The sequence below is a fragment of the Halopseudomonas salegens genome (assembly GCF_900105655.1).
In the GTDB taxonomy this organism is placed as follows: Bacteria; Pseudomonadota; Gammaproteobacteria; order Pseudomonadales; family Pseudomonadaceae; genus Halopseudomonas; species Halopseudomonas salegens.
Genome location: NZ_LT629787.1, coordinates 3,529,041 through 3,548,930, shown reverse-complemented (window position 1 = coordinate 3,548,930; position 19,890 = coordinate 3,529,041). Strand labels below are relative to the sequence as shown.

15 protein-coding genes are annotated in these 19,890 nt (G+C 56.9%); 7 read left to right on the top strand and 8 right to left on the bottom strand.

Annotated elements, in window-relative coordinates; all coding sequences use genetic code 11:
- Positions 1 to 9 precede the first annotated feature (9 nt).
- Together BLU07_RS16410 and rph are read right to left on the bottom strand one after the other, a co-directional pair.
- Complete coding sequence (locus BLU07_RS16410) at positions 10 to 387, bottom strand: DUF4870 domain-containing protein (RefSeq protein WP_092389066.1); 378 nt, start codon at positions 385 to 387, stop codon at positions 10 to 12.
- A 119-nt stretch (positions 388 to 506) separates the two neighbouring features.
- The gene (gene rph / locus BLU07_RS16405; RefSeq protein ID WP_092389063.1) at positions 507 to 1,226 is read right to left on the bottom strand and encodes a ribonuclease PH; all 720 of its coding nucleotides are present in this window, start codon (positions 1,224 to 1,226) and stop codon (positions 507 to 509) included.
- Positions 1,227 to 1,363: 137 nt separating this feature from the next.
- On the opposite strand from rph, the gene BLU07_RS16400 reads away from it, so the two are divergent.
- Together BLU07_RS16400 and BLU07_RS16395 are read left to right on the top strand one after the other, a co-directional pair.
- Positions 1,364 to 2,230 (top strand): YicC/YloC family endoribonuclease, encoded by an 867-nt coding sequence (locus BLU07_RS16400; RefSeq protein WP_092389061.1) that lies wholly within the window; start codon positions 1,364 to 1,366, stop codon positions 2,228 to 2,230.
- A 156-nt stretch (positions 2,231 to 2,386) separates the two neighbouring features.
- Entirely contained in the window at positions 2,387 to 3,592 is a 1,206-nt protein-coding gene (locus BLU07_RS16395; RefSeq protein WP_092389059.1) for an IS256 family transposase, read from the top strand.
- A 112-nt stretch (positions 3,593 to 3,704) separates the two neighbouring features.
- Here BLU07_RS16395 and BLU07_RS16390 read toward each other — a convergent pair whose 3' ends face one another.
- From BLU07_RS16390 to BLU07_RS16365, 5 genes are all read right to left on the bottom strand, one after another.
- Positions 3,705 to 4,088, bottom strand: a complete 384-nt coding sequence (locus tag BLU07_RS16390; RefSeq protein ID WP_092389057.1) for a hypothetical protein — start codon at positions 4,086 to 4,088, stop codon at positions 3,705 to 3,707.
- Between the two features lie 963 nt (positions 4,089 to 5,051).
- A complete protein-coding gene (locus BLU07_RS16380; RefSeq protein WP_092389052.1) occupies positions 5,052 to 5,522 on the bottom strand; it encodes a hypothetical protein in 471 nt (156 codons plus the stop codon).
- Positions 5,507 to 9,406, bottom strand: coding sequence for an RHS repeat-associated core domain-containing protein (locus tag BLU07_RS16375; RefSeq protein ID WP_092389050.1), 3,900 nt, complete (start codon positions 9,404 to 9,406; stop codon positions 5,507 to 5,509). Before BLU07_RS16375 ends, BLU07_RS16380 begins: the two co-directional genes overlap by 16 nt.
- A gap of 278 nt (positions 9,407 to 9,684) precedes the next feature.
- Positions 9,685 to 11,370 carry a hypothetical protein gene (locus tag BLU07_RS16370; RefSeq protein ID WP_092389048.1) on the bottom strand — a complete coding sequence of 562 codons (1,686 nt, stop codon included), beginning with the start codon at positions 11,368 to 11,370 and terminating at the stop codon, positions 9,685 to 9,687.
- Positions 11,363 to 13,642, bottom strand: coding sequence for a hypothetical protein (locus BLU07_RS16365; RefSeq protein WP_157719230.1), 2,280 nt, complete (start codon positions 13,640 to 13,642; stop codon positions 11,363 to 11,365). Before BLU07_RS16365 ends, BLU07_RS16370 begins: the two co-directional genes overlap by 8 nt.
- 211 nt (positions 13,643 to 13,853) lie before the next feature.
- Here BLU07_RS16365 and BLU07_RS16360 point away from each other — a divergent pair, with 211 nt between their 5' ends.
- From BLU07_RS16360 to dksA, 5 genes are all read left to right on the top strand, one after another.
- Positions 13,854 to 15,611 carry a hypothetical protein gene (locus tag BLU07_RS16360; RefSeq protein WP_092389044.1) on the top strand — a complete coding sequence of 586 codons (1,758 nt, stop codon included), beginning with the start codon at positions 13,854 to 13,856 and terminating at the stop codon, positions 15,609 to 15,611.
- An 80-nt stretch (positions 15,612 to 15,691) separates the two neighbouring features.
- Positions 15,692 to 16,099 (top strand): GtrA family protein, encoded by a 408-nt coding sequence (locus tag BLU07_RS16355; protein WP_092389042.1) that lies wholly within the window; start codon positions 15,692 to 15,694, stop codon positions 16,097 to 16,099.
- Between the two features lie 22 nt (positions 16,100 to 16,121).
- Positions 16,122 to 17,105 (top strand): glycosyltransferase family 2 protein, encoded by a 984-nt coding sequence (locus BLU07_RS16350; protein ID WP_231701659.1) that lies wholly within the window; start codon positions 16,122 to 16,124, stop codon positions 17,103 to 17,105.
- Positions 17,092 to 18,843 carry a hypothetical protein gene (locus BLU07_RS16345; RefSeq protein WP_092389038.1) on the top strand — a complete coding sequence of 584 codons (1,752 nt, stop codon included), beginning with the start codon at positions 17,092 to 17,094 and terminating at the stop codon, positions 18,841 to 18,843. Before BLU07_RS16350 ends, BLU07_RS16345 begins: the two co-directional genes overlap by 14 nt.
- A gap of 90 nt (positions 18,844 to 18,933) precedes the next feature.
- Entirely contained in the window at positions 18,934 to 19,338 is a 405-nt protein-coding gene (gene dksA, locus BLU07_RS16340) for an RNA polymerase-binding protein DksA (protein WP_092389952.1), read from the top strand.
- 32 nt (positions 19,339 to 19,370) lie between these two features.
- Here the strand turns inward: dksA and hisI are convergent, their stop codons facing one another.
- Entirely contained in the window at positions 19,371 to 19,883 is a 513-nt protein-coding gene (gene hisI, locus BLU07_RS16335; protein WP_092389036.1) for a phosphoribosyl-AMP cyclohydrolase, read from the bottom strand.
- Positions 19,884 to 19,890 lie beyond the last annotated feature (7 nt).

Sequence of the window (19,890 nt, the reverse complement as noted above, 5' to 3'; positions counted from 1 at the left end):
ACTGGCGGATTATTTTATGACCCGCCAGACGAACGGATAACGGTAGGCCTGACCTTCATTGGCCTTGACCGCAGCGATCACCATCAACACCAGCGCGCCAATAATAACCACCCAGATCAGCAACAAGCCGATCAATACCACCATCAGCAACACACAGATCAATCCGGCAATCGCCACGGTGATCTGAAAATTCAACGCTTCCTTGCCCTGATCATCGATAAAGGGATCGGCATCTTTTTTCAGTTGCCAGACCAACAAGGGGCCAATCAGGCTGCCAAACGGAATCAGAAAGCCGACCAGGCCGGACAAATGCGCGATCAGAGCCCATTTGCGGGCTTCTTCATCGGGGCCGGCGGGTGGAACGGGCTGTGGGTTATCCTCAGTCATGACGCACTCCTTGTGTTGCTGTTGCAGGTGGTTGTTGGCAATTGGCACCTATGAAACATAGCCCGTTGCCGAGGCGGGCGCAATCCTGCCCGGCAACGAACGGCGCCATCAAGCAAACATCAGTCGACCAGTGCAGCCTGCTGGGCGACAAACAACTGTTCGATGCCCTGTCGGGCCAGTTCCAGCATGGCGTTCAGTTCTTCGGCATGGAACGGCGCCGCTTCTGCGGTGCCCTGCACCTCGATGAAACCACCCTTGTCGGTCATGACCACGTTCAGGTCGGTATCGGCAGCCGAATCTTCCGGGTAATCCAGATCCATCACCGGAACACCCTGATAAATCCCCACTGACAAGGCGGCAATCATCTGTACGGGCGGGATCTGTTTGATCGCACCGCGCTTTTTCATGCTGCGCAGCGCATCAACCAGAGCCACACAGGCGCCCGTAATGGAGGCCGTGCGGGTACCGCCATCGGCCTGAATGACATCACAGTCAAAATAAATGGTGTTTTCGCCCAGGGTTTTGAGGTCTACCGCGGCGCGCAGCGAACGGCCGATCAGACGCTGAATTTCCAGTGTACGACCGCCCTGCTTGCCCTTGTTCGCTTCGCGCTGCATGCGTGAACCGGTCGAGCGCGGCAACATGCCGTATTCTGCGGTAATCCAGCCCTGGCCAGAGCCGCGCAGAAAACGGGGCACACCTGCCTCGACGCTGGCTGTACAGATCACTTTGGTATCACCGAATTCAACCAGTACCGAACCTTCGGCGTGCTTGGTGTAATGCCGGGTAAGGGTAACCGGACGCATTTGATCGGCCTGACGGCCGCTGGGACGTTGCATGAAAATTCCTTGATTGCGAATGAATTGCAGTGCTGACCGCCCAGTATACGGGTCGGCCGGTGTTGACGACAGCCATCTGCCACGATTGCGCTACAATGCCTGCCTTGGACGATAACGCCGGCCTTCAGGAGAACACCATGGTTTACAGTATGACTGCCTTTGCCCGTTGCGAGCAGCCCACCGACCAGGGCACCGTGGTCTGGGAAATCCGCTCGGTCAATCACCGCTACCTGGAAGCCAGCTTGCGCCTGCCGGACATGTTCCGCGAGCTTGAAGGCCCACTGCGCGAGCGGGTGCGCAAGCACCTGGCCCGGGGCAAGGTTGAATGCACCTTGCGCTTTCACCCGGCTGCGGAGCAAGCTGAGAGCATCAACCTGAACCAGCCGTTACTGCAGGAACTGATCAACGCCAGCCAGCAGATCAGTCAACAGCTGGACAACCCTGCCGCCATCAACCCTCTGGAGTTGCTCGCCTGGCCCGGCGTACTCAATAGCAGTGAAGCAGACCAGACCGGCCTGATGAAAATTGCCGGCACTGCCTTTGATCAGGCGCTGGATGAGCTCAAAACCCAGCGTGGGCGTGAAGGCAATGAACTGGCCAAGCTACTGGAAGAGCGGCTGGATGGCATCAGCCAGTGTGTGGCCACCTTGCGCGAACTGATGCCCGAGTTGCTCGGAACGCATCGACAGAAGCTGGTCGATCGCTTCCGTGAGGCTCAGCTGGAACTGGACAACACCCGGGTCGAGCAGGAGCTGGTGCTACTGGCACAAAAAATCGATGTTGCCGAAGAGCTCGACCGCCTCGACACCCACGTCAATGAAACCCGACGCGTACTGGGCAGTCGTCAAGCCATGGGCCGGCGGCTGGACTTTCTCATGCAGGAATTCAACCGTGAAGCCAATACCCTCGGCTCCAAGGCCATCGACAGCCGCAGCACCCAGGCGGCGGTGGATTTGAAAGTGTTTATCGAGCAGATGCGTGAGCAGGTGCAGAACATCGAATAAAAAAGATTTACCGGCATAGGACCGGCACACGACTAACATCAGGAATAAAATCACCGCAACATGGCGGGTATTTTTCGTACAACCAGGATAAATCAGAATCGGTAGTGTTCATAATTCTGTGTCACCTCTTTAATCTACTCATCAGAGAGGTGAACCATGAGCAAACCCACATTCGACATTGACGCCGCCCTGCAAGCCCTGCGTGACGGCCAGGATTTGACCGGTAAAGACGGCATTCTCACGCCGTTGATCAAGCAACTCACCGAAGCCGCCATGCAGGCTGAGTTGGACAATCATCTTGCCAAAGAGGCCACGCCGAACCGCAAGAATGGCACGACTGGCAAGACCATGAAAGGCCCCGTCGGCAGCTTCGAATTGAAGACGCCCCGTGACCGCAGCGGCACCTTCGAGCCCCAGCTTATCAAGAAACACCAGACGCACCTGACCGATGAGCTGGAGCGCAAAATCCTGGCCCTGTTTGCGCTCGGCAACAGCTACCAGGACATCCGCGCTCACATTGCTGAGTTATATGATATTGAGCTGTCCAACGGCACCATCAATGCTGTCACCGACAAACTTCTGCCAGAGCTACAGGCATGGCGAGAGCGTGATCTTGAAGTCATCTATCCAATTGTCTGGCTTGACGCCATTCACTACAAAATCAAGGAAAACGGGCGTTACGTCAGCAAGGCCATCTACACCATTCTCGCCCTGAACATCGAGGGAAAGAAGGAGCTGCTTGGCCTGTATCTGTCCGACCAGGAAGGCGCCCATCACTGGCTCTCCGTGCTGACAGACCTCTACAATCGTGGCGTTAAGGACATCCTGATCGCCTGTGTAGATGGCCTGAAAGGCTTCCCGGAAGCCATCGAGAGCATTTACCCGAAAACGGAAATCCAGCATTGCGTGATTCACCAGATCCGCAACTCGCTGAAGTATGTCGCATCGAAAAACCAGAAAGCCTTCATGGCTGATCTGAAGCCCGTCTACAAGGCTGCAACGCTGAACGCCGCAGAAATCGCACTCGATGAACTGGAAGCCAAATGGGGCGAGAAATATCCAATGGTGATCAAGTCTTGGCGGGGCAAATGGCCAACCCTATCGGCCTACTTCAAATATCCCGATTACGTCCGCACTGCGATTTACACCACCAATGCGGTGGAGGCTGTGCATCGCCATTTCCGCAAGCTGACCAAGACCAAGGGCGGCTTTGCCAGTGAGAACGCCTTACTGAAGCTGCTCTATGCCGGTATACTTAAGGCATCCGAGCGCTGGACCCACCCCGTTCAGAACTGGAACCTGACGCTGTCACAGATGGCCATCCACTTCCCCGAGCGCCTGGACGAATACATCAGCCTGTGACGCTGCTGTCGGTGACACAGAGTTTTGAACACCCTCTCAGAATCAGATCAGGCGATTAACTGAGGGGCGACACTCTATCTCATGTGTTGCACTTGGATCTTGAGACCGCCCCTCAGTTATTTTCAATAAATAAATCTAACACTATGTCTTTGAGGCTGCTCCCTTTCTCTAACCTTGTCCCATAAAACACGCCATCTTTAAAATAAAAGACCGTCCCATTTAAAAAAAGAGCGTCATCCACACCCTCTAGCCACATGCCCGAACTGTTAATTTCATATGTCGTCACCAGCCCTTCTCCAAAACTGCTAACCATATTATCTTTGAGTTCTTTATAGGTTATATCAGGATGCATGTTCCGCATTACAATCTCAACATGGGATGTGTTTATCCCCTGTTGATTCAATGCCTCATTCAAATCCTTAATGACAAGCTGTTGCGCAGCACAGAAAAATATCAGCCCCAGTGACAGGGAAACCCAAAACACTCTTAACAACATAAAACACTCACTCCAAATGATCCCTACACTGCTCTGTGACAGAGATATAGCACACTTCTAACGTTGCAGTAGCGTGGTTCGCTGGCCTCTTCGGCCAGTGCCTGGCGCAGGGCCTCGTGCATGGGTTCGCCGGCGCTGGCCAGTTGGCGTTTGACGTGCAGTAACATTGGGCCGTATTGTTCTGGACTGGCCCATGCGTAGTAGAGGAAAAAGGCAAGGCCAGACTCCGATTATTGTTAGCGGAGATGGTATCTTTGCCATTAATCAGCCCAAGCATTTCATCGACATCAATGTGTATTTTCATGCCGAAGTGCCATTGGTTGTCTTTCTTGGTGAAGCTAGGAGCAGAGAAGTTCTTGGCGTCGCCGGCTCGGGGACTAATCCAGAGTCTCCTTAGGAGATTTTTTCCTGAAAATTTTGAGATGATAAATAAAGCTAGTTATGAAAAAAAACAAGAAGAACAAGAGAACCCACATTAGCTTTCTTTGTTCAAACTTTACTGCATGAATCAACATCCACAAATAATGGACAATCAACGAGGTGGAGCCAATAGCAAACACTAAGCCATCTAGGCTTGGCTGTGGATACAGCAAATGCAAATATAGTATAAAGAGAACACTAATAACAAACAATAAGCTGACAAGCGACCTATTTATGTTTAAATCATTCGCTGTCATTTACTCTTCTCCTTGCGCCACTATGCCCAGTACCAAAAACATGTTTTCCAAAAAAGCTACCGACATCAAACTCTCCATCGCCACCCACCAGAAACCCACCACCCACACTGATCGACAATGGGCTTCTGCTAACGCTCACGCAATTCTTTCCTACTGACTCAAGAAAATTAAAGTCCCATGGAGAGAAGTTAATGCTGCCTTCAGAGGGGCGGTCTCAAGGTCCAAGTGCAACACATAAGATAGAGTGCTGCACTTGGACCTTGAGACCACCTTCCCTTACTGAACCTTATAAAGGTCTTGACCAATCACGCATACGAAGTCTGGCCGTATGATCGGGATCCATTCTCTTTGCCTCCTCAAATATTCGCATGATATTTTCATTGCTTTCCCATATCTCTTGCGGATACTTCTCATTCATAACTGCCAAAACCCTTGTGAGCTCATGCAGTCTTTTTTTTGCGGAAACACTAACCTCGCAACCTCGCTCAATAAAATTGTAAGCCGGCTCAATGAATCCTGCTAAAAAAATCTGTATTGATTCCGAAGCGCGCTCCGTTTCGTCCAGATTTATTAAATCTTGCAGCGCTATAACCGGAGTTATACCAATCACCATTTCTTCAAAAGTAGATATTGTATAAGGTGGCTTGCACTCGGAGCGAAATTGAATTTCATGAGCAGAGGCTTGTGTTGCCAGTATTAAAAATGACATATGGACAGCCACTAAAAACAATTTACTTACTCTCACGTTTTTGGGCATTGCTTTGAATCCTCTGGCTTTGAACATATTGCTTCAACACCGCCCATGGCCATGCAATCCCCTGCCACCTTGCTTGCTAATGGATGCACTGCAATCCCTCCTTTACTGTATATATTAAGGTATAAGTCCCTACAGCTGGATGCATTCTCACAAACATCTTTTGTAACTTTCTCCCACATTTTTTCTGATAAATCGTCTCTATAGATATCTATCCAAGTATTGCATGCGGTTTCTGCATCTGAAGAACTGGTTAATCCGTATGGATCAAAAAGCAAGACCGGATCACCCTCACTGTAATCATAAACATTGATCCCCCCCAACAGCCCAATCGGATCCTGATTCACATACCTTCCCAGTGCTGGATCGTAGTAACGATGGCGGTTGTAATGCAGCCCACTCTCTTCGTCTTCGTATTGCCCCTGAAAACGTATCGGCTGTTCGGTGTTTCCTTGTTCGTCTTTGATTGCCGCCCAGTCATCCGGTCTGGCTTCCCAGAGCAGTTGGCCTTGTTCATCCGTCAGAGCCAGCGGGGTGCCGAGGTGGTCGGTGTGGTAGCTGGCGTAGCGGGGTTCGCTGGCGTCTTCGGCCAGGGCCTGGCGCAGGGCCTCGGGCATGGGTTCGCCGGCGCTGGCCAGTTGGCGTTTGACCTGCAGCAGCATGGGGTCGTTGTTGGTTTTGTCCTGATCGATGCGCAGCAGCGGTACGAAGCTACCCGGTTCGTACAGGGTGGTGCGCATCTGCCATTCGCCGTCTTCGGTTAATCGTGCTTCGGCGCTTTGCTGGTCGCCATCCCAGCCGTAGCAGGTGATCTGCGTGGGCTGTGTGTGGCCGCTGGTGTCGGTGTACTCAACCTGTTTGCAGAGGCGTCGGCCCAGGGGGTCGTAGCCGTAGTCGGCGGTCCAGCGTTCGCCGTTGGCCTTTGTGCGTTCCAGCCGGATCAGGCGGTTGGCGCCGTCGTAGCCAAGCTGCAGGCGGCTGCCGTCGGGGTTGAGCCGTTCGATCAGGTTGCCGATGCGGTCGTAGTGGTACTGCTCGCCCTCGTGGCTGAGGATGCGGTTGTCCGGCCAGCAGGCGGCGGTGGGGGCCGGTTGGCTTTTCCCTTCACCCAGCAGGTTGAAGTCGGGGTTGTGCAGGTTGGCGGCGACGGTGGCGGCCCAGTCTTCGGGCGCGGCTCCGGCCTGCGGGCCGTGATCAAGGCGGTTGCCGGCGGCATCAAAGCGGTATGTTTGAGTCTGTTTGGATTGCTCTGACTGCTGATGCAGGCTGCCGGTCAGTCGTCCGCTGGCGTCGTACTGGTAGCCGATGCGTCCGTGACGGTTGTCCTGCAGCTGTTGCAGTTGGTCCTGGCTGTCGTACTGGTAACGGCGTTCCCAGTGCAGGGCGCCGGGGCTGTCGGGTGAGGGTTTGAGTTGACTCTGTTCCAGGCGACCCAGGGCGTCGTACTGGCGCTGGTGCAGATGTACCTTCCGGTTGTCGCCCTCATCGCGGGTGTAGAGTTCGCGTTGGGTTTCCTGGTGCAGGGCGTTGCGGGCGAAGTGGATACTCAGCGGGCCGCTGCTGATCCCCAGCAGGTGGCCGGGGCCGTAGCTGAGCCAGTCGATGGGAGGGATGTCGCCCAGCTGGCTCTGTTCCCGCCGGCCACGGGCATCGTACTGGTGGCTGGCTTGCCAGCTCCAGTGGTCACCCAGATGCTGGGCTTCGAGGGTGAGCTGGCCGAGCCTGTTGTAGTGCCGTTCGATGCGGATACCCAGGGTGGTGTTCTCGGCGCCGAGCAGTTGTCCATCAGGGCTCCAGGTGAAGGCTTCGGTCTGGGCCGGGGCGCTGTCGGTGGCGGGCAGGTGTCTTGCGATCATTCGGCCGACGCGGTTGTAGTCATACCGGGTGGTCTGGCCGTTGTTGTCTTCCTGGGCGATGAGTTCGCCGGCGTCGTTGTAGTGGTAGCGCTGGGTACGTCCATCGAAGCCGACCTCTTCGATCAGGCGGTCGAGGGCGTCGTAGCCAAACCGGCTATGGGCGCCGTTCTCGTTGGTCAGCTGGATCAGGCGGCCGGCCTGGTCGTATTCATAGTGCAGGGTACGGCCGGCACTGTCGCGCTCTTCCAGCAGCAGGCCGCGCGGGTTCCAGCGCAGGCTGCGCTGCTGGTTGCCGAGGCCCTGTTGGCGGATCAGGCGGCCCAGGGCGTCGTACTGGTATTGCAGGCTTTGTTCGTCCGGGCGTTGCAGGCGGATCAGCCGGCCGGCGCTGTCGTAGTGGTAGCGCACCGGTTGGTCGAGGGCGCTGCGGACTTCGGTCAGGCGTCCTTCGCCATCGTACTGGTAGCGGGTGCTGTGGCCGGAGCAGTCGGTGTACTGGCTGAGCTGGCCGAGGCGGTTCCACTGCAGCTGGCGCACACCGCCGCTGCTGTCTTCCAGGCGGGTGGGCCGGTCTGGCAGGGCCGGATTATCGTAGTGGTAGCGGGTAAGGTCACCGCTGGGGGTGGTCACGCTGAGCGGGTTGCCACGTTCGTCACGGGTGATTTTGGTGCGGCGCTTGCCGGGGCTGCACCATTCCAGTAGCCAGCCGGTCTCCTCGTCGCGGGTATGGTTTTCCGAGCTGCGGTCGGGGTAGGTGATGGCCTGCAGGTGGCCGCGGGCATCGAAGCGATAACGCAAACAGCGCTCCAGTGGATCATGGATGGCGCTGAGCAGGCCGGCGGCGTTGTAATTGTAGGTAATACGGGTGTTGTCGGCGCGCAGGTGGGCGCTCCAGCGCTGGTCGGGGCCTTCGCCGGTGAATTCGTAGCATTCGCGGCGGCCGAGGCTGTCGATTACCTCGGTGTGGTCGCTGTGATAATGGTAAGTGCGGGTCAGGCCAGAGTGGCTCTGTTGACGGATGACCTTGCCCTCGGGGCTCAGGGTATCCCACTCATAATCGGTGCTAGCGCCACCGGGTTGGCCGTGGCTGACCATCATGTGCTGGTCCCAGGCAAAGTGGCGGACCTGTTCGCCGGCGCGGTTGTAGACGCCAATCAGATCGCCCTGGGTGTTGTACTGATAGCGCACCAGCCAGTCGTGCCCGTTAGCGGTGGGGTCGAAGTCGTCCGGGATCGGGCCGCAGGGGTTGGCCAGAATCACCCCGGCCAGGCGCATCTCGGGCGGCTCATCACCCACGCTGCCAACGCTGGAACGGGGCTGGTAGATCATCGCGTAGCTGCGATCGGCGCTGTCCTGCACGCTGGTGAGCAAGCCGTCCTGGCTCCAGCGGTAGCGGGTGGCATAGCCATTGCGGTCGAATTGGCTGCGCAGGCGCCAGGGGCCTTCGGCACTGGGCGAGAAGTGCAGAAAGCTGTCGCCGGAGAGCAGAATAACCGCAGTGGGGTCCTGCTGCAGGGCGGTGGGTACCCCGGCCCAGTTGGGGCCCCACGGGGTGAAGACGCCAACGGCCTGGCCATTGGGCGCGCTTTCGGGGATACCGCCACGGCGCAGCCAGAGTGTTTCGGTGGCGGAGAAGTAATAATGCCCGGGGTCCAGTACCGGAAAGGTCAGCTTGCGGCCCTGCATGTCGGTCAGTACGCAAGCGTCATCGCGCAATTCCAGTTCCAGTCCGGCGCCAGAGATCGACCAGCCCTGACCCAGCGGGCCGACGCGAGCATCGCGGGACAGGTAGCTGCGGCTGAAGGCAAACACGCTCGGGGCAGGCAAGGCAAAGTCGACTTCGCCGGGCAGCAGCTTGGCACCGAGCAGCGGGTTGACTGGATCACCGCACAGAGGCTTGCAGGCCGAAGCACTGTCGGCCTTGCCAAGGGCGGTGCAACCGATGAAAACGTTGGGTGAACCGGTGACAATGGCGCCGCCTTTGACTTGCTGGCCGACATGGCCAGCAGGCATGCCGCTGGACTCTGACATGACACATCCTTGTAGTTGTTGCAGGTAAACAGAAAAGTCTGGACCGACTACCGCCGACCATGGCGGACACGGGCAAAATAACAAAAACCGCCAGTGATGGAATCAGATTATGTTCAAACTGCGATGCAGTTCACGGTTTTTTGCGCAGAGGAGCTGACAGCGCCCCTTTAATTAGTGACGGTAATACTCATCCCGGTTTCCAGACAGCTGTGCTTGCACTGCCGCCTGTTCCGCGCCATCTACGACAATAAGGGTCTACCTGAAGGAGGCATTGGGACTCAAGGCACTGTCAGCTCTGCAACGCAGGCTTCCTGTTGTGCCACCAGGCGAACAACCTCCGCACTTGCCAGGGGTTTATCGGTACGCAACCAGGCGACAAAACCCGATTCTGCGGCACTCTTGCCATGAACTCCGGCAACATCCGGACGCGGCAGGCCGGTCAAACCGTAGCCCTGTACCTGATCGCTCGCCAAGAGTGCAAAATGCGCTGGCACCCGTTGCCGCTCGGTATCGACCAACCAGCCTTCCAGCCGGTAGCCGTAGCCCGTGCCGGCAAAAAGCGGCCATTCCATTACGCGATCCAGGTAACCCTGGCAGCGTCGCTCTGGCAGCTCCGGCATCGTGCGTCCCTGCCAGTCAGCGGAGGCCCTGACAGCCTCCAGCCGCCCCACTGAGTGACCACTGGCCAAGGCCTGCAAGGTCAGCCGACGGAATCGTTCCGGATCGAAATAGATGCGATCAATGAAGTCGGTATCACGCACTCCGACCGTTGCTGTCAGTACTGCTGCCTTGCGCGCCTGAATATGGCTGTTGTCGGCAAACACGCCAAGCTGGGCGCTCCCCAAAGCCAGCACCAGCAGCAAGAGTCCGCCAGCCTGCTTCCAGCCGTTGCCGATCAAGCCACGGCTGTATAACAGCAATGCCATGGCGCTCCAGGCCATCAGTGCAGGCGTTAGATAGCGGCTCGGCAGAAACTGGGCCATCTCGCTCCCCAGACCGGCTCGCCCCAACGCTGTACTGAGCGCCGTTCCACCGATGAACAGGATAAACACCAGCAAGCCGAGTTCGATGGGATGGTGACGCTGGCCGAACACCAGCGGCCAGGCCAGCCAGGCAGCACTGCAGATCATCACGACCCCGGCCAGTAAAGCCGGGATCAGACTCCAGTCGCCCAGCAGCACATACAGCGGGCCACCCAGGTAGGCGAGAAAATACACCACCACAGCGCCAGAATTGTCCATCAGTGACTGTGACCAGGGTGTATGCCATTCCGGTGACTGATATGCACTGAAATAGAGTCCGAATACGCAGAATCCGGTTACCAGCAATACGATAACCGGGCGCCAACCCAGGCGCTGGAGCATGGCCTGGAGCACCAGCAAGGGCAGGGCCAACAAACCATTGGCCATGGTCAGCGCGCTGAGCCCCCCCAGCAGTACGGCAAGCACGAAAAAGCCATCGCTGCCACGGCTTCGGGCCAGGCAATAAAAAGCCAGCAAGGGCAGCAGATAGGCCATAAAGAACTGGCTTTGAAAGGCCCAGGTGAAGTTCTCTTGCTGCATCCAGGAAAAAGCCAGCACCACCAGCAGGTAGAACACCGGCTGGGCGAGCAACACGGGGTGGTCATCCTCTTGCAGCCTGCGCAGCCAGGCGACAAACGTCCATAGGATCAGGCCGGCAAACACCAGATTAAGAGCAAACAGCGCCTGCAGGTTGCCCTTGAACAGACTCAATTCGAGCCAGAACAGGGCTTTCGCCAACACCAGCCGATGCTCGTTGTGCAACTCCCACCAGGGCAGCCAGCCTTCATTGAAGGAGCGGTAGTAAAATTCCAGGTAGCCATTCCACATATCCCAGAATGGCACGGGTGAGTAGAAGCGGATGCCACCAAGCACGCTGGTAATGACAACTGCCAGGGCACACCCCGCCAGGCCCCGGAGCATCCAGCGCCGGGCCTCAGTCATGCGCGGACTCCACAGGTGCAGGGAGCAACAGCAGGCACTCCAGCACCAGGGCCGGCGCATGGCATGTGAAACTCAGCCGCAGGCGATCAAACACCGGCTGCGGCGTGTCACTGGCCAGAGCAAGCGCCAGATGATCCACCTGAACCTCAGCTTGCAGAGCAATGGGCGTACTGGCCCCCGCGGCATCCAGCCCCTCGAGCTGCAGGTTTGATATCGCCAATGGCTGGTCGCAGACCATCAGTAACAGCGGCGTGCTGCTGACAGTGAAATCCAGTTCTGAGGGTGATAACAAACCGACTTGCTGCCCCTCGCCAACGTGCAGCTGCAGCCCTTGCCCGGGTAACAGCTGGACATCGGCACCGGCCAGCTCCCAACCATCCGCAGTTGCGTGCTGACCCGTGCCGAAGGTCCAGACCTTGGCGCCACGGGGAATATCTGCCCGTGCGTACATGAAATGCTTGACCGCTTGTTCCAGCGGGGTATTGCGGTAGGCGGTATAAGCCGCGAATTCGGGACTGCCAACAAAAATACCGTTACTGCCATTCCAGGCCATCGGCGAGACGAAACGGGCACCATAGTTGAACAGTGCGCTCAGTGAGTCATGCGCTGCAGCCAGGTCGGGTAGTCGATCTGGCGCGCGCAAATCAGCGGTATTGTGCTCGACTACCGCCCAGTCCGGGTCCTGTGCCCTGAGAGTGGCAAACAGTGAATCCGTGCCTTCCATGCGAATGCGGTTGACTGCGCTGTCGCCATAGACAATGGCGCCAATATGCCCCTTGGCTGGTTTGGCTCCCTCGATCGACATACCGCCGCTGTCATAGTTCTTCAGCGGGCTGTCTACCCGGGTAGCGAACGGCAGGGCAAAACTGGCCGGCGCCATCAGACCCTGCGAGCTAAACAGTTTGCTGGCCGGCAAACCAGCCGCCACCAGCCAGTCGCACATTTCATCATAATGGTATTGCACCAGGTGCCGACGAAAGCGCTCCCAGTACTGCATCCACGGGTCTTGCCCTGAATCAGCAAGGACCGGCGGTTGACGCGGCGGGTCAATCTGGTCCCAGTCACTGCAGTCATGCCCGCTCAGAGCGCTGACTTGTTCCAGGGTCAAACCCGGCACCGGATAAGCACTGAGGTCAGCATCGGCTTCGGCGCAGTAGCCCGCATAGGGCCCGCTACCTGCCAGCCAGTGCCGGAACTGCTTCACGGTTCCCGGGTTGAAGTCATACCACTGCTCACCATCAAAGAAGGGGTTCAGATACAGGTCCGGATCAAGATTGATACCGATCAGCAAAGCCGGGTGCGCAGAATAGAACTCAAGAATGGTTTTCGCCGCCTGCTGCAAGTTCCGCTTCTTGTAGTAGCGGTTTTGCTGGGCATAGCAGTTGAAGGTCAGGCAACGACCCAATTCCGGCGATTCCAGTGAGCCGGTCAGGTTTTTCAGGCAATCATCCGGCATGACCTGGTCATGCTGGTTCCATTGGCAGTTGTCCGGGTCCTGCTCAAGAAAATCCGTCAGGTCCCAGTCCACTGCCGTGCCGCTGGAATCCGCCCAGATGCCGCCGTTCAGCGTCAGCAACAAGGGTAGCTGCTGCTCGGCGCAGTGCTGCAACACCGTACTCAGGTTGTCATCCACCAGAGGCCTGCCAGCTGCCTGTCGCTGGATGTCAAAATCGGGATCAAAGGCGTAATCCTGTGACGACCCATGCGTGGTGCGCATGTAGAGCACCGGCAAGCGTACGCCGATACGCAGGGTTCGGCTTTCAAACGGGCGATAGGCTTCGAGAATACCCTGGGTGCCGCCCTGAACGACGCCGCTGGTAGCAAATACCAGGTGAAAGCGCGCCTGCTCGTTCGCCGCCTCTTGTGTTTGATATTGATGCCAGGGCAACAGGGCCCTGGGGCCTGGCAACAATTGCTCGGCAATCAGTTTGCGACCACCGCGCAGACCTATCACGCTCAAACAGGCAGTATGCAGCCCCGGGGGCAAGTCCAGTGGAAAGCGCTGTTCGAAGCCGCAGGCATCGCCACAGGCATAGCCAGGGAAAGCGGCGGCGACATCCGGGCGCAGTGCGCCATAGGCAACCGACATCTCCTGCCCGGCCAGCTTCAGCTCCAATCCTTGCACGCCTTGCTCAGCCAGCGCCCAGCCCTTGATGCTCAATTGACCGTCGGCAAAAGCCAGCAAATCGACAAAGCCAAAGGCATCGGTCATGTCTTCAACGGGCTGTGGCTGCCCGGAACGGCTCCAGCGCTTGAGTAACTTGCGTAACATCAGCTGTCATATCTTCAATGCAATAAGAGGTCCGCATAGTGCAAGTATCTTGGCGCCGGTTCAAGAAATTCAGAGCAGGTGCCGGCATCATCTGGCGAGGCTGTGCGAAACCAGCCTGCGTTGTTCGCAACCTGCAATCACTATATGATGCCAGCCAGTCGCGACGACCGATGGATATCCATACCAGCATGGACAGGCAACTACAGACAGCATGAGCAAGCCTATTCTCTATTGGAGCCTGTTTCTGCTTATCGCAGTCAGTATGTCTGCGTTCAGCTTCTGGACGACCCTGGGCAGTTTCTTCTATCTGGATGATTATGCCTTCATCACTCTGGCCCGCTATACCGACAACCCCTGGGTTTACTTTACCAGCTCGCATTTCCCCGGCAGTTACTTTTATCGCCCCAGCGTCTTTGTATTATGGTGGCTGACCACCAGGCTGGAATTCAGTATGACAGCCCACCTGATGGTCAACTGGTTGTTGCTGCTCAGTGCCGGCGGGCTGCTGACCTCATTGTTACTCAAGCTGGGCTCCCGACGCCTGATCGCCTGTGCCTGTGGCTTGCTGTTTGTAATTCATCCGATCACCGTGATGACCGCCGGTTGGCTTTCCAACCGCTTCGATTTGTTGGCTACGGTTGGTATTTTGCTGGCATTGCTCGGCTGCACTGGCTGGTACCGACAAGACGCAACCAGACGTACGTCGTTGCTGTTGGCCGGCCTGGGTACTGCGTTGGCGGTGACGTCAAAAGAGCTGGGCTATCTGGTCCCCGTCGTCGTCACACTGCTCGCTTTGGGCTATGGCAAAGGTAATCTGTTGCGGCGCCTGTTGACCGCTCCCTGGCTGTTAACCCTGGCCATTGCATGCGCCGCGCTCGGCATGCGCCTATATCTTTTGCAAGGTGCGGAAAGCGGCCTGCTTGCGGTTGACGGCGCTGTTTTGCAGCTGATCCGTGGCGCCAGCAACTGGCTGCAGCATTTGCCTTATTATGTCGGCTTCAGCCCGGCTCAACCCGGCTGGGGTGCCGGTTTGCTTGCTCTGGCGGTCCTCATCAGCTGCGTAACACTGGCGATCCAGCTGGGGCGGCAAAAGAAACCGCACTTATCCAGAAGCCATCTGGTCAGCTTGTTCTCAGGTATCCTGATTGTACTGCTGGCAATGCTGATACAGACGCCGATTACGTCCTGGGTTACGTTGCACGCCCCCAATACCGGGCCATTCGATGACACGTTTTACTACGCTGCCCGTTTCTACTACCTCGCCATCGCCGGCGTTCTGATCGGGCTTGCCGGGCTACTGAACTTGCTCATCGAAGCAGCCCCGTCAACCAGCCGCGAGCACACCCGACGGCACCCACTGGGCACTGCAGCTCTGGGCCTGTTGCTGATAGTTTTATGCGGGCACTGGGCATTGGCCAGTCGCGAGCAGGGCATGATCCTGACGGCGTTCACCGCAGCCGACGATAAACGAATAGCCCTGGCCGCAGCCCGAGCCGTGGATAACCTGACTGAAATCGACTCGGAGACTCCTTGCCGGCTCTACTTTATCGGGACGGAGCAGTTCACCGACAAGTTCTGGCATTACTCGGACAACACCATCAAAGCACTGGTGACGAATGCGCAAGCCCATGCGATCAGCCATTGCCTGATCGCTACCGAACGCACACCGTGGTACAACATTCACAGCGCCAGTGACGCCGAGCAATTACAGGTGCCACGAAGCGGACCCTTCAGGCCAATCTGCAAGGATGGCCAACCGCTGGGGCTGCAAACAGTCGGCAGCGCTCTGGTACAGTACTTGTCTTTTGGTGAGAATGGCAGCGAACTGGTTGCCTCGGATGGTGATATCGTTTTCGAGTATGACGCAGACTCTGGCAACTTCCGCAATATTACCGACGCGGTGAAAGCAGGAGAAACCGGCGTTCAACTACTCTGGTCACGTTTTCCGGCGAATGCTTGCCCGATGTAAAGACTCCTGCTGCGCCTGCATGGCCAGGATTCCAGTACTGGTGTAGCTGAAGATCAACACCCTGCTTTGCGGAGTTTTCTGTGCGTCGACAGTTACTGTTTTTTTTCATCATCGGTGGCATACAGTTTGTACTTGATGTTCTGCTGTTTCACCTTCTGGTCAGCAGCGGCATCATCGCCATTGGCGCTACCGTGATTTCTCGCGCATTGGCTGCTCTGCTCGGCTTTTATCTCAACGGACGATATACCTTCAGGTATTGGTCCTCTGGCCAGCCCATCCGTTGGCCGGTCATACGCCCGGTATTGCAGCGTTTTGCCGGCCTGTGGTGCCTGCAAACCCTGGTCAGTGCCGGCTTGATAGCCCTTGCCGTTATCTGGGTAGCGGATGCCGAGACCTGGGTACAAACCCTGATCAAGAGCATCATTGAACTATTGATTGCAGTAGCCAGCTTTTTCCTGCAACGCACGCTGGTTTATTCCCGGCAATGAGCCGCACACAAGGAGATCGTCAGTGGCCGAGCCCAGAATTGCCGTAGTTATTCCCTGCTTCAATGTTGCCAGCCATATTCTTGAGGTCCTGGCCAGGGTTCCAGCGCAGGTTGAGCGTATCTATCTGGTTGATGATGACTGCCCGGAAAAGACGGCCGATCTGGTTGAAGGCAGCTGTATCGATCCACGCCTGAGCATCTTGCGAAATGAGACCAACCTTGGCGTCGGCGGTGCGGTCATTGCCGGGTATCAGCAGGCCTTGCAGGAAGGCATGGACATCGTGGTCAAACTTGACGGTGACGGCCAAATGGATCCCGGATTGATTCCGCGCATTGTGCGTCCGATCGTGCAGGAGCGCGCAGACTACACCAAGGGAAACAGGTTCTATCGTCTCGAATCCCTGCGTGGCATGCCTGTGCTGCGCCTGATAGGCAACGCCGGCCTGTCTTTTCTCAGCAAGCTCAGTTGTGGCTACTGGAATATAATGGACCCGACCAATGGCTATACTGCCATTCACGCCAGCGTGCTCCGCGAAGTACCTCTCGACAAGCTCGCCCAGCGTTATTTCTTTGAGACAGACATGCTGTTTCGATTGAATACCCTGCGGGCAGTCGTTCAGGATGTACCCATTGATTCAGTCTATGCCGACGAAAAATCCGGCCTGAAGATCCACCGGATTCTTCCTGATTTTCTTGGCAAGCACCTGAGCCGCTTCTTCAAGCGCTACGCCTACAACTACTGGTTGCGTGATTTCAATGCGGGTAGCCTGTACAGCTTTCTCGGGCTCCTGCTCCTGACTGGCGGCAGCCTGTTCGGCATCCAGCAATGGATGGAGAGTGTAAGCACCGGCGTCGCCGCGACCAGCGGTACCGTCATGCTCTCGGCCTTGCCGGTGCTCATCGGCATACAACTTTTGCTCGCATTTATTCATATCGACATCGAGCGCGTCCCAAACCAACCATTACACCCGCACCTGAACACCAATTGTCACCATGAAAACACCTGAGCAGAAGCTGATAGTACTCGGCTGGTGTCTGCTGGGTGTTCTATTGCCAGGCCTTTGGCACCTGCCGGAACTGTGGCAACTGGCCCAGTCAAGCCCCTTGCCCACCGATACCCGGCTCACCTATCTACCCTATGCTGAACGCTTGCTTGAAGACCCCATCGGCTATTTTTCCAATCCCGAGCATCTCTACGTACCACCGGGCACCCCCATTTACATGGCATTGCTCAAAGCCAATCTACCCGCCATTCTGTGGGCAAATCTGACGCTGTCAGCTGGAATCATTGTGCTGCTGTTTGATTGTGGTCGCCGGTTGTCCGGATTCCTCGCCGGTACCATGATGAGCTGGTTCTATGTTGCGCTTAGCGGCCTGCCTCCCTTGATGGCCTTGCCACTCAGCGAGGCTCCCTACCTGTTTTTGACGGCCTGTTGGCTCTGGAGCTGCGTGCTGGTCTGGTCCAACCCTGACCGAATCTGGCCGCTCTGGCTGGGGGCGCTGACTCTGAGTGCCTCTGTCTTGACCAGAGGCCTTTATCTGTACTGGCTACCGATTGCACTGGTCATATTGGCGGTACTTGCCATTCTGCTTCGGGACGCAAGCCGTCAACGTGCAGGCAAGTTATTGCTGATGCATGCCCTGGCTGTACTGCCAGTACTTGCCTTCATTACCCATAATCAGTTGCGCTTCGACTTTGCCGGTATCTCTACGGGTGGTGGTATTGCTCTCTACCTGGGCAGCAACCCGATTACATTCGGTTATGAGCCGTTGTATAGCGGATTGGGGTATGACGAATGGATGGTGACCGGCGGAGTGGAAAGCCATCTCACCTTGGCCTCTGATGCAAAATTGGTCCGGGTAGCCAAAGCCATGCTGCTGGATATGCCACTACCTGTACTGCTGGATCTGTATAGCCACAAGCTGGGTGCCAATCTCTTTTTCAGCCAGGCGAACCTCACAACAGAGCTGTTCAACGACCGCAGCAATCGTCTGGTGTTGTTACTTCTGGCCCTCATCGGTTGCTGGCATGGTCGCAAGCACCTGATCGGTTGGATGCTGTTTGGCATCAGCATTTTTCTGTTGCTCCTGCTGAGCCTGGTGATGCACAACCCACGGTACAGCCATGGCGCACTTGACCTGCCTTTGATCATTCTCGCCGGAATGGGCACCGTTCATATCTGGCAGACTCACCACCGCTATCTCGGGATTGGTTTGATACTGGGGGCATGCAGCCTGCTGATCTTCCTCGGTCATTGGCAATTGCGTCATGCCGGGCCGCTGCTGCCGCGCCTGGAGACCGGACATGCTATTGAGCAACTGCGGGCCAACGGCAATCAAGTCAATTTCGCGGGATTGACTGAGGACCCTATGCTGACCGAGAGCCGGGTACAAAAGTCACCGGCCCAGTTGATCTGGCCTGAACTGGAGGTGCCCGTGATAGGAGGAACCCCCGTTGTGAGTCTGGACATAAACAGACTCGGCGACCAATGCAGCGGGATAACCTTCGCTTATCACCGCGATAACGGAGAGGTTCATGATTACTGGCTGGAAACCCGACATCTGAGTTTTCCCCGAACCCTGCACATTGGTGGGCATTGGTTGGGCTATCTGGCAGAAACAGGCAAGCTGCTGATTGAGTTCCACTGCCCACCAGGGCAATCACTGGCAATCGGCGGGCTCAGTATCAACAACCCCAGCATGGGCCGCTACTATGTCAATCAAGGCGTTCTTGAAAATAACTGAGGCGTTGCAATAAACCAGAACACTTCAATTACCGTGTTATATTATAACCATAACACCCCGGATGAAACTTTAGCCATGACAACACCCCTACTGACGCGCGAGCAACTGCTGGCGCAACCGAAAAAGAACTACATGAACCCTGACCAGCAGGCCTTCTTCCGCGACCTGCTGCTGCAACAACGCAAGGAATTGCAGGATCGTATCGGTGAAGAGTTCCAGGGCCTGCGCGATATGCAGCCGGAAAGCGACCCGATTGATGTCGGCAGCGCCGAAGAGCAACGCCAATGGCAGCTGCGCATGCTGGAACGCGAGAAAAAACTGCTCGACAAGATCGACCAGGCGCTGGATCGTCTGGCCAAAGGGGATTACGGCTGGTGTGATGAAACCGGTGAACCGATCGGCTTGCCCCGCCTGTTGCTGCGCCCGACGGCGACCTTGAGCATTGAAGCCAAGGAGCGCCAGGAGCTACGCGAAAAGCATCAGCGCGAAGCCTGATCAGCCCCTGGCTCGAACACGCAGACGTCGCGCTAGAGAATAGTCGGATTGGGCAGGTCGCCATAGACCACAAGCGGATCAAAGGTCTTGTCGGTTTCGGTAAAGACCAACGCCGTGCCCTGCTGACGCTGGGCACCGACCGGCACGCGGCGGTAGAAACAAGAGCGATAGCCGACATGGCAACTGGCGCCGCTGCCGGCGACGCGAACGCGCAACCAGACCGCATCCTGATCGTCGTCGATCAGCATGTCCTCGACCTGCTGGGTCAGTCCACTGGTGGCACCCTTGTGCCAGAGTACCTGCCGTGATCGGCTCCAGTAGTGCGCCTCACCGGTCTCGATGGTGCTGGCCAGCGCCTCGGCGTTCATATAACCGAGCATCAGCACATCACCGCTGTCGGCATCGCAGGTGATACAGCTGATCAGGCCATCACGGTCAAATTTCGGCGCCAGCTCGTGGCCTTCTTCCACTTGTTCGATGGATTTGCGCGCGGCAAAGGCTACCTCGGTCGTTGCCTTGTGTGGGTTGTCGGCATTGCTGTTCATGGCCATT

Excerpts from the sequence above, each read along its gene's own strand:
- BLU07_RS16410 (WP_092389066.1), bottom strand. The coding sequence starts at position 387 with ATGACTGAGGATAACCCACAGCCCGTTCCACCCGCCGGCCCCGATGAA.
- rph (WP_092389063.1), bottom strand. The coding sequence starts at position 1,226 with ATGCAACGTCCCAGCGGCCGTCAGGCCGATCAAATGCGTCCGGTTACC.
- BLU07_RS16400 (WP_092389061.1), top strand. The coding sequence starts at position 1,364 with ATGGTTTACAGTATGACTGCCTTTGCCCGTTGCGAGCAGCCCACCGAC.
- BLU07_RS16395 (WP_092389059.1), top strand. The coding sequence starts at position 2,387 with ATGAGCAAACCCACATTCGACATTGACGCCGCCCTGCAAGCCCTGCGT.
- BLU07_RS16390 (WP_092389057.1), bottom strand. The coding sequence starts at position 4,088 with ATGTTGTTAAGAGTGTTTTGGGTTTCCCTGTCACTGGGGCTGATATTT.
- BLU07_RS16380 (WP_092389052.1), bottom strand. The coding sequence starts at position 5,522 with ATGCCCAAAAACGTGAGAGTAAGTAAATTGTTTTTAGTGGCTGTCCAT.
- BLU07_RS16375 (WP_092389050.1), bottom strand. The coding sequence starts at position 9,406 with ATGTCAGAGTCCAGCGGCATGCCTGCTGGCCATGTCGGCCAGCAAGTC.
- BLU07_RS16370 (WP_092389048.1), bottom strand. The coding sequence starts at position 11,370 with ATGACTGAGGCCCGGCGCTGGATGCTCCGGGGCCTGGCGGGGTGTGCC.
- BLU07_RS16365 (WP_157719230.1), bottom strand. The coding sequence starts at position 13,642 with ATGTTACGCAAGTTACTCAAGCGCTGGAGCCGTTCCGGGCAGCCACAG.
- BLU07_RS16360 (WP_092389044.1), top strand. The coding sequence starts at position 13,854 with ATGAGCAAGCCTATTCTCTATTGGAGCCTGTTTCTGCTTATCGCAGTC.
- BLU07_RS16345 (WP_092389038.1), top strand. The coding sequence starts at position 17,092 with ATGAAAACACCTGAGCAGAAGCTGATAGTACTCGGCTGGTGTCTGCTG.
- hisI (WP_092389036.1), bottom strand. The coding sequence starts at position 19,883 with ATGAACAGCAATGCCGACAACCCACACAAGGCAACGACCGAGGTAGCC.